The 16144-nt window shown below is 67.5% G+C and carries 14 protein-coding genes; 11 read left to right on the top strand and 3 right to left on the bottom strand.

Going from position 1 to position 16144, the window contains the following annotated elements:
* The first annotated feature begins 9 nt into the window (after positions 1–9).
* The 5 genes from ACI48D_RS15435 (at position 10) to ACI48D_RS15415 (ending at position 4117) form a co-directional block, all read left to right on the top strand.
* A complete protein-coding gene (locus ACI48D_RS15435) occupies positions 10–867 on the top strand; it encodes a TonB family protein (RefSeq protein WP_435572133.1) in 858 nt (285 codons plus the stop codon).
* Between the two features lie 17 nt (positions 868–884).
* Positions 885–1709 (top strand): shikimate dehydrogenase, encoded by an 825-nt coding sequence (gene aroE, locus ACI48D_RS15430; protein WP_435572116.1) that lies wholly within the window; start codon positions 885–887, stop codon positions 1707–1709.
* A 20-nt stretch (positions 1710–1729) separates the two neighbouring features.
* A complete protein-coding gene (gene mtgA, locus ACI48D_RS15425; RefSeq protein WP_435572115.1) occupies positions 1730–2464 on the top strand; it encodes a monofunctional biosynthetic peptidoglycan transglycosylase in 735 nt (244 codons plus the stop codon).
* Positions 2465–2648: 184 nt separating this feature from the next.
* A complete protein-coding gene (corA, locus tag ACI48D_RS15420) occupies positions 2649–3614 on the top strand; it encodes a magnesium/cobalt transporter CorA (RefSeq protein ID WP_435572114.1) in 966 nt (321 codons plus the stop codon).
* Positions 3602–4117: a hypothetical protein gene (locus ACI48D_RS15415; RefSeq protein ID WP_435572113.1), complete on the top strand. Its 516-nt coding sequence runs from the start codon at positions 3602–3604 to the stop codon at positions 4115–4117. The genes corA and ACI48D_RS15415 overlap by 13 nt, the downstream gene beginning before the upstream one ends.
* Here the strand turns inward: ACI48D_RS15415 and ACI48D_RS15410 are convergent.
* The 3 genes from ACI48D_RS15410 to thiD all read right to left on the bottom strand — a co-directional run bounded on the left by ACI48D_RS15410 (position 4112) and on the right by thiD (position 7677).
* The gene (locus ACI48D_RS15410) at positions 4112–5386 is read right to left on the bottom strand and encodes an NRAMP family divalent metal transporter (RefSeq protein ID WP_435572112.1); all 1275 of its coding nucleotides are present in this window, start codon (positions 5384–5386) and stop codon (positions 4112–4114) included. The genes ACI48D_RS15415 and ACI48D_RS15410 overlap by 6 nt on opposite strands.
* A gap of 187 nt (positions 5387–5573) precedes the next feature.
* Complete coding sequence (gene hemL / locus ACI48D_RS15405; RefSeq protein ID WP_435572111.1) at positions 5574–6866, bottom strand: glutamate-1-semialdehyde 2,1-aminomutase; 1293 nt, start codon at positions 6864–6866, stop codon at positions 5574–5576.
* Positions 6859–7677: a bifunctional hydroxymethylpyrimidine kinase/phosphomethylpyrimidine kinase gene (gene thiD, locus ACI48D_RS15400; RefSeq protein WP_435572110.1), complete on the bottom strand. Its 819-nt coding sequence runs from the start codon at positions 7675–7677 to the stop codon at positions 6859–6861. The genes hemL and thiD overlap by 8 nt, the downstream gene beginning before the upstream one ends.
* Positions 7678–7906: 229 nt before the next feature.
* On the opposite strand from thiD, the gene ACI48D_RS15395 reads away from it, so the two are divergent.
* The 6 genes from ACI48D_RS15395 to ACI48D_RS15370 form a co-directional block, all read left to right on the top strand.
* Positions 7907–8059: a rubredoxin gene (locus tag ACI48D_RS15395; RefSeq protein ID WP_435572132.1), complete on the top strand. Its 153-nt coding sequence runs from the start codon at positions 7907–7909 to the stop codon at positions 8057–8059.
* A gap of 176 nt (positions 8060–8235) precedes the next feature.
* Positions 8236–8625 carry a response regulator gene (locus ACI48D_RS15390; RefSeq protein ID WP_435572109.1) on the top strand — a complete coding sequence of 130 codons (390 nt, stop codon included), beginning with the start codon at positions 8236–8238 and terminating at the stop codon, positions 8623–8625.
* 17 nt (positions 8626–8642) lie between these two features.
* Positions 8643–9011 (top strand): response regulator, encoded by a 369-nt coding sequence (locus ACI48D_RS15385; RefSeq protein ID WP_435572108.1) that lies wholly within the window; start codon positions 8643–8645, stop codon positions 9009–9011.
* 1 nt (position 9012) lies between these two features.
* On the top strand, positions 9013–9549 hold the full coding sequence (locus ACI48D_RS15380; RefSeq protein WP_435572107.1) for a chemotaxis protein CheW: 537 nt from the start codon (positions 9013–9015) through the stop codon (positions 9547–9549).
* A gap of 61 nt (positions 9550–9610) precedes the next feature.
* Complete coding sequence (locus ACI48D_RS15375) at positions 9611–11953, top strand: methyl-accepting chemotaxis protein (RefSeq protein WP_435572106.1); 2343 nt, start codon at positions 9611–9613, stop codon at positions 11951–11953.
* A 9-nt stretch (positions 11954–11962) separates the two neighbouring features.
* A partial coding sequence (locus ACI48D_RS15370; RefSeq protein WP_435572105.1) for an Hpt domain-containing protein occupies positions 11963–16144 on the top strand: 4182 nt, incomplete at its 3' end.

Below are 16144 nucleotides of genomic sequence, written 5' to 3'. Positions count from 1 at the left end.
CGTCCCCTGATGATCGCCGCCGCCTTCTCGGTGCTGGCGCATGCATCGCTGCTGGCGATCCGCTTCGCCGCGCCGGAGGCATTCCGGCTGCAGCCGGCCGATCCGGGGCTGGAAGTCATCCTGGTCAATGCCAAGCACGAGCGGGCCCCCGTCAAGGCGGAGGCGCTGGCCCAGGCCAACCTCGACGGCGGCGGCAATGCCAATGCCGGGCGTGCGCAGTCGCCGCTGCCGGACCTGCGCAAGATCGAGAACGGCGACAGCATCAAGGCCCTGCAGCGTCGCATCGACGAGCTGGAGCAGCAGCAGAAGAACGTCCTGACCCAGGTCCGCAAGTCCGGGTTCACGTCCGCGCCGGTCGCCGAACAGGTCAAACCCGAACCGCCGCGCAACGGCGCCGACATGCTCGACACCAAGGCCGCCATCGCGCGCCAGGCCGCCGAGATCACCCAGCGCATCTCGGACCAAAACAAGCGCCCGAAAAAGACCTTCATCAGCCCCAGCACGCGCGGGGTCGGCTATGCCATGTACTACAAGGCGATGCAGAAGCGGGTCGAGGAAGTCGGCACCCTGAGCTTCCCGCAGCAGAACGGCCGGAAGCTGTACGGCGAACTGGTGATGACCATCCCGGTATTCCAGGACGGCAGCATCTACGACAAGGAAGGCGGGCCGCGCATCGAGCGCAGCTCCGGCAACCGCGCGCTGGACCAGGCCGCGCTGGGCATCGTGCGCCGCGCGGCGCCGTTCGGCAAATTCCCGGCGAATATGCGTTCCTCGGACAAGGACGACCTGTGGATCGTGATCACGACCTTCACGTTCACCCGCGAAGGCAAGCTGCAGGCCGAACTGCGTGAAGAAAAAGGGGCATAAGAAGGAGCTTGATGCGAATGAGTGACAAATATTGCGTGATCGGTAACCCGATCGCCCACAGTAAATCCCCGGACATCCATGCCGCCTTCGCGCTTGAGACCGGCCAGGACATCGTGTACGAACGCTGCCTGGCGCCGCTGGACGGTTTTGCGGACACCGTGCGCGGCCTGATCGCACGCGGCTACCGCGGCGCCAACGTCACCGTGCCGTTCAAGCTGGAGGCGGCGGACATCGCCACCCGCCTCGAAGAACGTGCGCGCCTGGCCGGCGCCGTCAACACCCTGCGCTTCGAGGACGGCGAGATCGTCGGCGACAACACCGACGGCCCCGGCCTGGTGGCCGACATCGTCCGCAATGCCGGCGTGCCGCTGGCCGCCAAACGTGTGCTGCTGCTGGGCGCGGGCGGCGCGGCGCGCGGCGTGGTCCTGCCGATCCTGCAGCATGGCCCCGCGGCGATCGTGATCGCCAACCGCACCCGCGCCACCGCCGACGCCCTGGTCGAGCATTTTGCCGGCCAGCTTGCGCATCCGGGGCAGCTGTCTTCCTGTGGCTTCGAGGATATCGGCGCTTCTTTCGACGTGGTGATCAACGCGACCTCGGCCAGCCTGTCGAGCGCGATGCCGCCGGTGCCGGCATTAGCGTTTTGCCAGGGCACGCTGGCTTTGGATATGATGTACGGGAAAACGCCGAGCCCGTTCATGCAGTTCGCCGCCAGCCATGGCGCCGCGGTCCGCGACGGCCTCGGCATGCTGGTCGAGCAGGCCGCCGAAGCCTTCGCCATCTGGCGCGGGGTGCGTCCGCAGACGGCAAGCCTCCTGGAACAGATGCGGTCAAAATTATGATGAGAGCGCTCAAGGCGAGCATGGCCACTGCGGGCAGGACGGCGAGTACCGCGAGCGGTAAAGGGAGCCGCCGCCGCTGGCTGAAGTGGATCGTCCTTGGGCCGCTGCTGGCCGTGCTGCTGGTGCAGCTGTACTTCTTCGCGATGATCTGCTGGTGGACCCAGTTCAATCCCTCGTCGACGAGCATGATGCGCCAGCAGCTCTCAAGCCTGCGCGAAAAGAATCCGAACGCCAGGCTGGAACAGGTATGGGTACCCTACGAGCGCATCTCCGACAACCTGAAGCGCGCGGTGATCGCCTCCGAAGACGCCAACTTCACCGAACATGACGGCGTCGATTGGGAGGCGCTGGAAAAAGCCTATCAGCGCAACAACAAGCGCCACAAGGTGATCGGCGGCGGTTCCACCATCACGCAGCAGCTGGCGAAGAACCTGTTCCTGTCGGGCTCGCGGAACTACCTGCGCAAGGGACAGGAACTGGTCATCGCTTATATGCTGGAAACGGTGATGAGCAAGCAGCGCATCCTCGAAATCTACCTGAACGTGGTCGAATTCGGCCGCGGCGTGTTCGGCGCCGAAGCGGCCGCGCGCCACTACTACCGCAGCACCGCGGCCAGGCTCGACCCGGCCCAGGCCGCGCGCCTGGCGGTGATGCTGCCGAACCCGCGCTACTACGACGCCCACCGCCAGACCAACTATCTGGCACGCCGCACCGGCGTCATCCAGCGCCGCATGAACGCCGCCGATCTCCCTTAATTTAGCTCAAACCGGGGTCAGACTCCCGATTTTGGAAAGAGCCAGCAAGACATTTCCAAAAATCGGAGTCTGACCCCGGTTTGATATTGCTTAAGCCCGCAAATTTGTTGCCTGCGGGGTGGCCGGCCTCAGGGCTTACGGGTACACTTTGCGCTGTTTCCGAATCCGGCCGAGAAAGCAGCGCATGATCAATGTATTTGTCTTACAAAATGGCCGATTGAATCAGGTACCCATCGCTTCGCGCGCCGATCTGGAGAAGGTATCGCCCGTGTGGGTCGACCTGACCGATCCGACCGACGAAGAGCGCGCCGTCGTCAAGGCCATGTACGACGTCATTCTGCCGGGTGAGGACGAAGTTTCCGACATCGAGGCCTCGGCCCGCTATTACGAGGCGGAAAACGGCGATCTGCACCTGCGCACCGACTTCCTGCTCGAAGAGGAAGAAGGGCCGTCGCGCATCGTCACCGTGGCGTTCATCCTGGCGAAAAAGATCCTGTTCTCGGTCCACAACGACGACCTGCCGGTGTTCCGCCTGGTGCGCCTGCGCGCGCGTTCGCGTCCCGGTTCGATCGAAGACTACATGGACGTGCTGCTCGACCTGTACGCGACTGACGCCGAGTACTCGGCGGACGCGCTCGAAGGCATCTACGAGAGCCTGGAAGCGGTCAGCCAGCGCGTGCTGCAGAAGGAATTCACCGACCAGGACGCGGCCTCGGCGCTGAATGCGATCGCCCACGAGGAAGACTTGAACGGCCGGATCCGCCGCAACATGATGGACACCCGGCGCGCGGTCAGCTTCCTGATGCGCGGCCGGCTCCTGAATTCGGATCAGTTCGAGGAAGCGCGCCAGATCCTGCGCGACATCGAGTCGCTGGACGGCCACACGTCTTTCCTCTTCGATAAGATCAACTTCCTGATGGACGCCACTGTCGGCTTCATCAACATCAACCAGAACAAGATCATCAAGATCTTCTCGGTCGCCTCGGTAGCCTTCCTGCCGCCGACCCTGATCGCCAGCGTGTATGGCATGAACTTCGAGTTCCTGCCGGAGCTGCACTGGAAATTCGGCTACGGCTGGTCGCTGGCCCTGATGGTCATCAGTGCGATCGCGCCCTTCCTGTACTTCCGCCACCGCGGTTGGCTGAAATAATCGGCGCCAGACTAAGCATCGCGGCGGTATGTCTGGCGCTGGCCGTCGTCCACGCCGCAGCCGCCCCCGCGGACTGGCGGCTCGCGCCGGACGGCTTTGGCCCGTTCAGGATCGGCATGCCGTTCGCGCAGGTGCGCAAGCTCGCGCCGGGGCTCATCGCAACCCCGCCCGCCCTGCGCGCCAGCAGCAACTGCGACCAGTTACCACTGCCCGGCCATCCGGGCGTGGCACTGATGTTCGTTGACGGCCTGCTTGGCCGTATCGACCTGTTCGACCTTGGTCCGCGGACCACGCGCGGCGTCAAGCCGGGCGACCGGGTGGAGCAGGCCATGCAGGCCTACCCCGGCCTGAGCGCCGCGCCGCGTGCCTATGAAGAAAACGAACGCTCCCTTACCCAACGCAGCGGCGCCAACGCCATCCGTTTCGAAACGAAAAACGGCCGCATCGAGAACGTCTACGCCGGCCGCTGGGCCCAGGTGCAATATATCGAGGGGTGTTTATAAGGTCGCGAACATCGCCACCACCGCCACCAGCATGATGGCCACGCCGAACCAGCCGATCAGGGTGTGGCGGGTAGTCAGCGTGTACTGGCCCATGATCTTGCGGTTATGCGCCAGCATCATCATGACGGTCATGATCGGCACCGCGATCACACCGTTGATCTGGGCCGACAGCACCAGCGCCGCGATCGGGTCGATCGGCGCGAAGTCGAGCAGCACGCCGCCCAGCGTTGCCAGGGCGATGATGGCGTAGAACTCGCGCGCTTCCACCACTTTCAGGTCCAGTCCGTTGCGCCAGCGGAAGCTCTCGGTGACGGCATACGCGGCCGAGCCGGCCAGCACCGGCACCGCCAGCATGCCGGTGCCGATGATCCCCAGCGCGAACAGCACGAAGGCGAACTCGCCGGCCACCGGACGCAGGGCCTCGGCGGCCTGGGATGAGGATTGAATATCGGTGATGCCGTGCGCGCCCAGGGTCACCGCCGTGGTCAGGATGATGAAGAAGGCGACCAGGTTCGAGAAGCCCATGCCGATCAGGGTATCGGCCTTGATCCGCTTGAGCTGGGCCTTGGCATCCTTCGGACGGGTGCGCAGCGCGCGCGTGCTCTGGTCGTTGCGGATCTCCTCGACTTCCTGCGAGGCCTGCCAGAAGAACAGGTAGGGGCTGATCGTGGTGCCGAACACGGCGACGATCAGGGCCACCGAGTCCTTGGTGAAGCTAAAGTGCGGCCACACGGTGCGCGCCAGCACCTCGGTCCAGGGCATGTGCACGGCGAACGCGGTCGCCACATACGCCAGCAGGCCGAGCGTCAGCCACTTCAGGTAGCGCACGTAGGTACTGTAGGGCAGGAAGACCTGTAGAAGCAGGCACAGCAGGCCGAAGCCAAGCGAATACATGTGCTGCGAACCGACCCCGGTCACCTGGTGCAGGGCCTCGCCCATGGCGGCGATGTCGGCGGCGATGTTGATCACGTTCGCCACCAGCAGTAGAAGCACCACGACGTACAGCAGCCAGGGCGAATAGGCGCGGCGGATGTTGGCGGCCAGGCCACGCCCGGTGACGCGGCCAATGCGCGCCGAGACCAGCTGGATGCCGACCATGAAGGGATAGGTCAGGACCAGGGTCCACAGGGTGTTGAAACCGAATTGCGCGCCGGCCTGGGAATAGGTGGCGATGCCGGAGGGGTCGTCGTCCGCCGCGCCGGTGATCAGGCCGGGACCGAGGGACTTGAGGGTGGCGTTGTCGGTGAGACGGCGGTAGAGCTTCTTCATATCGGGCCTGCGCAGATGAAAACGGGCGCGGCCAACGGAATCAGGTCAGCACGCCGGGCGGATCAAGTTTTTAGAGGGACTGTTCATGGTCGCGCGGAGTGTAGCACGGCAGAAACCCGTCAAGGGCCGCCGCCGTGTAATTACCAGCAAAAATAAGCCTGCCTTAAGCTTGCACTGAAGGCCGCGATCAGGCGATGCGCGCAAACACCCGGCGTGCCGCCGCGATGGTCTCGTCGATCACGGCATCGTCGTGCGCGCTTGATACGAAGCCGGCTTCGAACATCGCCGGGGCAAAATACACGCCTTCGTCCAGCATGCCGTGGAAGAAGCGGTTGAAGCGCTCCTTGTCGCCGGCCATCATCTGGCCGTAGCTGGACGGGATGTGGTGCGAGAAGTACATGCCGAACATGCCGCCGACCGCATCGGCGCAGAAGGCCACGCCGGCCTCCTTTGCCGCGGCGCTGAGGCCGTCGACCAGCCTGGTCGCCTGGCCCGAGAGGTGCTCGTAGAAGCCCGGTTGCTGCACCAGCTTCAGGGTGGTCATGCCGGCGGCCACCGCTACCGGGTTGCCGGACAGGGTGCCGGCCTGGTAGACCGGGCCGATCGGCGCCATGTTGTGCATCAGGTCGGCGCGTCCGCCGAAGGCCGCCACCGGCAGGCCGCCGCCGATCACCTTGCCCAGCGCGGTCAGGTCCGGGGTGATGCCGTACAGGGCCTGGGCGCCGCCGAGGCCGACGCGGAAGCCCGACATCACTTCGTCGAAGATCAGGATCGCGCCGTATTCGGTGCACAGCTCGCGCATGCGGCGCAGGAATTCCGGCGTGGCGCGGATCAGGTTCATGTTGCCGGCCACCGCTTCCACGATCACGCAGGCGATGGTGTCGCCCATCGATGCGAAGGCGTCTTCCAGCTGCGGGATGTTGTTGTAGTCGAGGACCAGGGTGTGCTTGACGAAGTCTTCCGGCACGCCGGCCGAGGTCGGGTTGCCGAAGGTGAGCAGGCCGGAGCCGGCCTTCACCAGCAGCGAGTCGGCGTGGCCGTGGTAGCAGCCTTCGAATTTGACGATCTTGTCGCGGCCGGTGGCGCCACGCGCCAGGCGCAGCGCGCTCATGGTCGCTTCGGTGCCGGAGGAGACCAGGCGCACCTGCTCGATCGACGGCACCAGGCGGCAGATCTCTTCGGCGATCTCGATCTCACCGATGGTCGGGGCGCCGAACGAGAGGCCGAGCGCGGCCGCGTCCTGCACCGCCTTCACCACCTCCGGATGGGCGTGGCCGACGATGGCCGGCCCCCAGGAACCGATGTAGTCGATGTAGCGCTTGCCGTCCGCATCCCAGAAGTAGGGGCCTTCGGCGCGCGTGATGAAGCGCGGGGTGCCGCCGACCGAACGGAAGGCGCGCACCGGCGAGTTCACGCCGCCTGGGGTGGTCTGCTGGGCACGCGCGAACAGGGTGTCATTCTTGGAAATATGTTCAGTCATGGTTGTTCTTCTTGTACAGTTTGTTGGGAATGAGCCTGCCCATGCCGAAGCGGCAGGCGTGCTGCAGGGCGCCGAAGGTGTAGTCCTGGGCGTAGGCCAGGGCGTCGGCCGCGTCCAGGCCCTGCGCCATGCGCGCCGCCAGCGCGGCCGACAGGGTATTGCCGGCGCCGACGAAAGGACCGGGCAGATGCTGGGTCCAGGACAGGCTGACGGCCAGCCCGTCGACGTCGTACAGGTTGTCGGCGCGGACGCCGTCGCCGCCGCCGATGCCGGTGACCAGCACCTGGGCGCAGCCGAAGGCGGTCAGCTCGGCGACGTCCTCGGCCACGGTGGCGACGCTGCCCGGGTCGCGCCAGCAGTCGGCGAAGCGCGCCAGTTCGGGCTGTGACATCATCAGCACGTGCGCCTGCGGCACCAGCAGCTGGTGGATCAGGGTCAGCATGTCGTCGTCGCGTACGCCGAAATCGGGCAGGCCGGAGGTGAAGGGATCGAGGATCAGCGGCACGTGGGCATAGTCGGAGACGATTTCCGCGATCGCCGCAATCTGCTCAAGGCTGGCCATGGTGCCGACCTTGATCGCGGCGATCGGCATGTCCTCGAGCAGCATGCGGGCCTGTTCGACCACGCTGCTGGACTCGACCGGTTGGGTGTCTTCGACGCGCGCGGAATCGGCCACCAGCAGCCCGGTCACCACCGACAGGCCATGGCAGCCATGCATGGTGAAAACGGCCACGTCGGACTGGATACCCATCGCGCCGACCGGGTCGGCCGGTCCGAAGGTGAGGATGAGGGGAGACGGTTGGTTTTGCACAGGGGTTAGATTAAGATACCTAGCTTCCCATTTTACTAGATGGGAACCTTCAAATCCTACTGCGCGTCGCCGGAGCGTTCTGCGATGCTCGCTGTACCCGCGTACGGCTGCGCTTCTCGAACACCCCAGCTTCCGCTCGCTACGGATTTGAAGATCCCTGATACTGCAACACTGAACCGAACCAAAAGGATTGAACGTGAGTAATGAAACGCAGGTGTACCAGACCTGGATGTGCTTGATTTGTGGATGGGTCTACGATGAAGCCGCCGGCGCGCCGGAAGACGGCATCCCTCCCGGCACCCGCTGGGCCGACGTGCCGATGAACTGGACTTGTCCGGAATGCGGCGCGCGCAAGGACGATTTCGAAATGACCGCCATCTGAGTTGTCGTTTCAGTCATCAAAAAACGGGCATTCGCCGCTTCGGCGATGCCTTCTTGCCAAGCTTCTTGTCACACCATCATCAGCTTGTTTTTCGGCTAGTTGACGTATAGCAACACTTCATGCACAAGCCCAGCGCCCTATGCTATCGTGCGGGTTCATGCTGAAGTGAAACGATTATGACGACGCAACCGACAGGCCTGAAGATCATGGTGATCGACGACAGCAGCACGATCCGCCGCTCCGCCGAAATCTTCCTGACCCAGGCCGGGTACCAGGTGGTGCTGGCGGAGGACGGCTTCGATGCGCTGGCCAAGATCAACGACCACCAGCCGGCGCTGGTGTTCTGCGACATCCTCATGCCGCGCCTGGACGGTTATCAGACCTGCGCGCTGATCAAGAAGAGCGTGAAATTCCATGCGACCCCAGTGGTGATGCTGTCCTCGAAGGACGGCCTGTTCGACCGCGCGCGCGGCGCGATGGTCGGCTCGATCGCCTACCTCACCAAACCGTTTTCCAAAGACAGCCTGCTGGCGGCCGTGCGTGACCACACGGCGCCGGCGGCATGAACTATCCGGAGCCCATCGTGGCCATACAAAAGATCCTGATCGTCGACGATTCCCCGACCGAACGCTACTACCTCACCGACATCCTGGTCCGCAACGGCTTCACCGTGACCACCGCCGAGAACGGCGAGGAGGCGCTGGCGAAGATCCGCGCCGACCGCCCGGAGCTGATCCTGATGGACGTCGTGATGCCGGGCGCGAACGGCTTCCAGATCACGCGCTCGATCACGCGCGACCCCGAACTGTCCTCGGTGCCGATCATTATCTGCAGCAGCAAGAACCAGGAAACCGACCGGATCTGGGGCATGCGCCAGGGCGCGAAGGATTATTTCGTCAAGCCGGTCGATCCGGCTGCGCTGCTGGCCAGGATCGCCACCCTCGGCGCCTGACATGGCCAGCCTCGATCCCGCCGCCCGCCGCGCCCGCCTGCGGCAATACCAGGAAGAGCTGCTCGAGCGCATGCAGGCCGCGCGCACCGGCAGCGGCCGGCGCACGCACCAGCTGGGTGTCGAGATCGGCGGCGAGCGCTACCTGCTCGACCTGCTCGAGGCCGGCGAGATCGTCCCGGTGCCGCCGCTCACCAGCGTACCGCTGACCCAGCCCTGGTACCTGGGGCTGGCGAATATCCGCGGCAGCCTGGTTGGCGTGGTCGACCTGGCGCGCTTTATGAATGAACAGCGCAATGAACAGCGCAGCCATGAGGGCGCCGCGCCCGGGCCGGCGGCACGGCTGGTGACGTTCGCGCCGGCCCTCGGCCTGCCCTGCGGCTTCCTGGCCGCGCGCGTGCACGGGCTGCGCCAGGCCGCCGACATGAGCCCCTCGGCCGGCCGCCTGGTCGACGCCGACGGCCACGTCTGGACGCCGCTGGCGCTGGCGGCGCTGGCCCAGGACGAACGCTTCCTGCAAGTCGGCCTCCAGGCCGCCTAACCCACATAACGACAACAGGTTCAGAACCGGAGCTGGAATGGGATTCGCCTCTAAACTCTCGATGAATTTTCTCCCCAAGGACAAGGGCGACGGCGCCACCGTGCTGGCCTCGCCCGACACCCAGTTCGGCGTCGGCCTGATGCCGAATGGGAGAGCCGCCGGCATCCCCGCGGAAACCGCCGGGGCGCCGGCCGCCGGAGCGCCGGCCGGATCCGCCGACGACGCCGCGCAGCGGCTCGGGAACCTGGCCGGCCGCAAGCAGCGCGCCGCTGCCGCTGCCGCCGCCTCCGCGACCGGCGCCGACGAGGACCTGCGCCTGCCGCTGATCGGCCACCTGTCGCTGCCACGCCAGCTGCGCATCCTGCTGGTGGCGCTGGCGGCGGGTATCCTCGTCACCGTCTTCTCGCTGTGGCGCAACGCCGGCAGCGGCGCGGTGGCGTCCAGCCAGACCCAGATCGCCAGCGACGCCCTGATGCACTCGCAGCGCGTCGGCAAGGCGGCGCCGAACGCGATGCAAGGCAATCCCGACGCCTTCTCCCAGCTGCAGGACAGCCGCGTGGCCCTGAGCCGCGACCTCGACCTGCTGGCCAGGGGCGGCCGCTTCAACGGCAACGAGATTCCGGCGGCGTCGAGCGACACCGCGCGCCGGCTGGGCAAGGTCAACGCCAAATGGAAGCTGTCGGACGCCGCCGCGGCCAGCATCCTCAAGATGAAGCCCGAGCTGATCGGCTTCGACAAGAGCCTGAAGCAGCTCGACGTCCTGTCGCCGGAGATGCTGGCGCTGACCGAGGAGATCCTTGCCCAGCGCACCGCCCATGGCGGCAGCCCGCGCGAACTGGCGGCGCTCGGCCGCCTGATGATGCTGACCCAGCGCCTGTCGCGCAGCGCCAGCGAATTCCTGACCTCGGGCGGCATCAGCCCGGAAACCGCCTTCCAGATGGGGCGCGACACCGCCACCTTCCGCGTCACCGTCGACGGCCTGCTGAACGGGAATGCGCAGCTGGGCCTGGCGCCGCTGCGCGAGGACTACCTGCGCGGCAAGCTGGAGGAGGTCAAGTCCAAGTTCGACGTCTGCCAGAAGATCGTGGTTTCGTTCCTGAACAACCTGTCCGACATGACCGCCGCCAAGGCCGCCGAGCAGGCCATCTCCCGCGACAACGAAGAGCTGCGCGCCCAGCTGTCCGCGCTGCAGGGCGATTTCCGCGCCGGCGAAGACAGCAAGGGCCTGTGGTTCTGGCTGCTGGCGGCGGCCTCGATCTTCAGCCTGGCGATGGCCGGCAGCATCTCGCGCGTGATGCTGCAGGACTCGCGCAACCGCACCCGCGGCGCCGATGCGCGCCGCCAGGAAGCGGAAGCGATGCGCCTGCTGGCCCAGGCCAAGGAAGAGGAGGCGAAGGCCACCAACAACCAGAACCAGGCGGCGATCCTGCGCCTGATGAACGAACTGCAGGAAGTGGCGGACGGCGACCTGACCGTCTACGCCACCGTGTCCGAAGACATCACCGGCGCCATCGCCGACTCGGTCAACTACACGGTCGAGGAACTGCGCGGCCTGGTGGTGCGCGTGATCGACACCGCCGGCAAGGTGACGCAGGCCTCGAACCAGGCGCAGAAGATCTCGAGCGACCTGCTGGTCGCGGCCGGCCAGCAGGCCCGCGAGATCCAGGACACCTCGTCCACCATGCTGCGGATGGCCGGCGAGATCACCGGGGTGTCGCAGTCGGCCAACGAATCGGCCGAGGTGGCGCGCCAGTCGGTGGCCGCGGCGGAGCAGGGCGCGACCGCGGTGCAGAACGCGATCAAGGGCATGGGCGAGATCCGCGAGCAGATCCAGGAAACCTCGAAGCGCATCAAGCGCCTCGGCGAATCCTCGCAGGAGATCGGCGAGATCACCGAGCTGATCTCCGACATTACCGAACAGACCAACGTGCTGGCGCTGAACGCGGCGATCCAGGCCGCTTCGGCCGGCGAGGCGGGACGCGGCTTCTCGGTGGTGGCCGAGGAGGTGCAGCGCCTGGCGGAACGCTCGGGTGACGCGGCCAAGCAGATCGGCGCGCTGGTGCGCACCATCCAGACCGATACCCATGACGCCGTCGCGGCAATGGAAAAATCGACCCAGGGCGTGGTCGAGGGCGCGCGCCTGTCGGACGCCGCCGGCGCCGCGCTGGCCGACATCTCGCGCGTGTCGAACCGTCTGGCCGAACTGATCCAGGGAATTTCGACCGCGACCGGCTTGCAGGCGACGTCCGCGAACGGGGTGGCGCACAATATGCAGCACATCCTGGCAATCACCGGACAGGCGCAGGACGGCACGCAGCAGACCGCGCAGTCGATCCGCGAACTGGCCATGCTCGCGCAGGAGCTGAAAAACTCGGTGTCGCGCTTCCGCGTCTCCGCCGCCTAAGACCTCTCCATGAACCACTCTTCGTCCTTGCCCTCGATGCTGCCCACGTCCACGGTCCCGTTCGACACCGGTCCCCTGTCCTGGGTGATCGGCGAGATCCGCGAGGCCCTCGAGCGTTCGGCCAAGGCGCTGCAGGAAGCGGCTGGACGCAGCCTGGAAGCCCAGCCGACCCTGCTGCTGCACGCCAAGACCCACCTGCACCAGGCCCACGGCGCGCTGCAGATGGTCGACGTCGAGGGCGTGGACCGCCTCACCGGCGGCGCCGAACAGGCGCTCGACCGCTTCAAGGACGGCTCGCTGGCGGTGAACCCGGAGAACGCGGCGGTGGTGGCGGAGGCCTACCAGGCCCTGGTCGAATACCTGGAAGAGCTGCTGGCCGGGCAGGCCCGGCAGCAGCCGGTGCGCCTGTTCCCCTACTACCGCGCGCTGCAGGAATTGCTGGGTGCGGAGCGCGTGCATCCGGGCGACATGCTGGCCTTACGCCAGGCCATGCTGTCCCCGCCGGCGCTTGCCGCAGAGGAGGGCGTGCCCGACCTGGCCGCCTGCCGCGCGCGCTTCGAAAAGGCGCTCCTGCCCTTCCTGAAGAGCGGCAGCCTGGATGCCGCCGGCGAACTGCGCGAGGCCCTGGCGCCGATCGCGCACGCCCAGCGCGAGACGCGCCCCTACGCCTTCTGGCTGGCGATGCAGACCGTCGCCGACCTGGCCGCCCAGGGCCGGCTGGCCGGCGACATCTACCTCAAGCAGCTGCTCGGCCAGATCAACCTGCAGCTGCGGCGCCTGGTCCAGGGCCATACCAGCCTGCCCGACGCGATGCTGCGCGACGCCTTGTTCTTCGTCGCCCAGGCCGATGAGCCGACCGCCGATGCGCGGCTGCTGCGCGACGCCTACGGTATCGAGGGGCAGGTGCCGCGCGACTACCTGGAGCGCCGTTACGGCCGCCTCGACCGCGAAGCGCTGAAGGATGCGAAGGAAGCGCTGGCCCGGACCAAGGAAGGCTGGGATCGCATCGCCAGCACCGGCGCGCCGGAGCAGGAAGACGATTTCAATGCGTCGCTGGCCAGGCTGGCCGGCGCCAGCGAGAAGCTGGGCGCGCCCGCATTGGAGCAGCTGCTGCGCGAACTGGGCGAGGCCGCGCGCCAGGCCGTGACCGGCGGGCGCAGCGACCAGTTCAGCATGGAGATGGCGGCGGCGATGCTGTTCGTCGAGCACGGGCTCGACCAGGTGCGCCAGTTGCCCGAGGATTTCGGCCGGCATGCCGAAGCCATCGGCCAGCGGCTGCTGGCGCTGGCCCAGGGCGGGACCCCGCCCGAGGCCCCGGTCTGGCAGGGCGAGCTGGCGCGCGAGCTGCAGCAGGGCCAGAGCGTGGCGGTGCTGGCGGGCGAGATCCGCACCGGCCTGCGCCAGGTCGAGAAGCTGATCGAGGAATACTACGGGAGCCCGGCGCATACTGAAGCGAGCAAGGCCGCGCTGGAACAGGCTGATCCGCTGCTGCACCAGCTTGCCGGCGCATTGTCCATCCTCGACCAGGACCAGGCCACGCGCGCCTGCGGGCATGTGCGCGCACGCGTGCGCGAGCTGGCCGCCGGCGGAGTGGATGACGGCGCCCGCGCCCAGGCGCTGGAAAACCTGGCCCGGAACGTCGGCGCGCTCGGTTTCTTCATCGACGCGCTGGCACAGAACCCCGAGGCCGCGCGCCGGCGCTTCCGCTTCGACGCCGCCGAGGGGCTGTTCCGCGAGCTGCCCTTCGAGGCGCTGGCGGAGCAGGATGCGCCGCCGGGGCAGGACGCGCCGCCGGCCCCGGTTCAGGCGCCGGCCGCCACGCCGGAACCGGCCGCCGCCGCCGATGCCGATGCCGCGATCGAAGCCGAACTGCTGGAAATCTTCATTGCGGAAGCCCGGGAAGTGCTGGCCGTGGTGGCCGACACGCTGCCGGCCGCGCACGCCAACCCGGACAGCCAGGAAACCCTGACCCGTCTGCGCCGCTCCTTCCATACGCTGAAGGGCAGCGGCCGCATGGTCGGCCTGGAGCAGTTTGCGCATGCGGCCGCCGCCATCGAAAAGGCGATGAATGTGTGGCTGGCCGAAGCGCGCGCCGCCACGCCCGACCTGCTGGCGCTGCTCGACCGCGCGCATGCCGACCTGGCCGCCTGGGTGGCCGACCTGGCCGCAGGCGCCGGCCCGGCGCACACCGGCGAAGCGCTGGCCGCCGCCGCGGCGCGGGTGCAGGAGGGCGGGGTGTTCGCAATCGACGAAGACCTTCCCGCGCCCGCAGCGCCGGCCGAAGAGAACATCAAGCGCATCGGCGGGCTCGAGATCCCGCTGCCGCTGTATAACATCTATCTGGGCGAAACCGAGGAACTGGTGGCCGCGCTGGCGCGCGACTTCGCCGAATGGCGCGAAGAGCCCCTGCGCGGGGTGACGGCGCAGGCGCTGAAGGCGTCCCATACGCTGGGCGGCACCTCGGCCACGGTCGGCTTCCATGCTCTGCGCGAGATCGCCTTCGCGCTGGAGGAGGCGCTGCAGGTGGCGACCCCGCCGCTGAGCGAGGAACAGCAGCAGCTGCTCGACGAGACCGTGGAACGGGTGCGCGTCATGCGCCAGGTATTCTCGCTGGGCGAGCTGGCCCCGGCGCAGCCGGAACTGCTGGCGCGCCTGCACGCCCTGCGCGACGAGCTGGGACGCAAGAAGGCCGACAGCGTGTTCGACGGCGCCGACGAGGAACTGGCGCAGCGCCTGGAGGCGCTGTTCGCCGCCACCTACGACAGCATCCTGGCCGATCCGCCGCTGCCGGCCGCGCCGCTGCCGCCGGCCCTGGAATACGGGCAGGCTGAGCCCCCCGCGCCGAACCCGCGCGCGGCCGAGCCGCAGCCGGTCGACCCGGCGGTGGCCGCCGTCGACGACCTGTTCGACACCTATTTCGACGACCCGTTTGCCGCGCCGAGCCTGGCGCAGGCCGTGGCGCCGGAACCGGAACCGGAACCGGAACCGGAACCGGAACCGGAACCGGAACCGGAACTGGTGCCTGAGCCGCAGCCGGAATCCGAACCCGAATCCGAACCATTCACCGCCGCCGAACCCGACGCCGATACCGACATCGCGCCGGAACCGGTGCTGGCCACCGAGCCGGTGTTCGCCGACGAACTGGACCCGGACCTGCTGCCGGTCTTCATGGAAGAAGCGGCCGACCTGCTGCCGCAGATCGGCAAGGACTTGCGCCAATGGCAGCAGGACCCGGCCGCGAACGCCGTCGCGCACGGCCTGCTGCGCGCCCTGCACACGGTAAAGGGCAGCGCCCGCATGGCCGGCGCGATGCGCCTGGGCCAGCATACGCACGCGCTCGAAACCCAGATCGAGAACATGCTGCACGCCGGTACCACCAATCCGGCGGCCTTCGACGAACTGCTGGCCAACTACGACCAGGCGCTGCTGCTGTTCGAACAGCTGCAGCAGCCGGGCGGCCGGAGCGCGGCCGTGCTGCCCGAAGCGCCGCAGGCGCCGGCCGGCGCGCCGCAGCAGGACCGGCGCCGGCAGGACGTGCGTGCGCCGCTCGTGCGGGTGCGCGCCGACATCCTCGACCGCCTGGTCAACCAGGCCGGCGAAGTGTCGATCACGCGTTCCAAGCTGGAGACCCAGGTCGGCTCGCTGAAGTCGGCGCTGGCCGATTTTTCCGACAACCTGGGACGCCTGCGTCGCCAGCTGCGCGAGGTCGAGATGCAGGCCGAGTCGCAGATCGCATCATCCCTGTCGATCGCGGGCGAGCGCGAGTTCGATCCGCTCGAATTCGACCGCTTCACGCGCCTGCAGGAACTGACGCGCATGATGGCCGAGAGCGTGAACGACGTCGCCTCCTTCCACGAAGGCTTGAGCCGCACCGTGGATGCCGCGGTCGGCGACCTGGGCGCGCAGTCGCGCCTGACGCGCGAGCTGCAGCGCGACCTGATGCGGGTGCGGATGGTGCCTTTCGCAAGTTTGTCCGAGCGCCTGTTCCGGGTCGCGCGCCAGACCGCGAAGGAGACCGACAAGCGCGTCAACCTGGACATCCGCGGCGGCGCGGTCGAGATCGACCGCAGCGTGCTGGAACGCATGGCGGCGCCGTTCGAGCACCTGCTGCGCAACGCCATCGTGCACGGCATCGAAGCGCGCGCGCGCCGTCTCGACGCCGGCAAGGAGGAGACCGGCGAGCTGCTGGTG

Origin of the sequence: Massilia sp. LXY-6 (genome assembly GCF_051233485.1) — a bacterium.
Classification (GTDB): Bacteria; Pseudomonadota; Gammaproteobacteria; order Burkholderiales; family Burkholderiaceae_D; genus Telluria.
The sequence above is the reverse complement of the archived record's forward strand: the minus strand, read 5'-3'. Positions and strand labels throughout refer to the sequence as shown.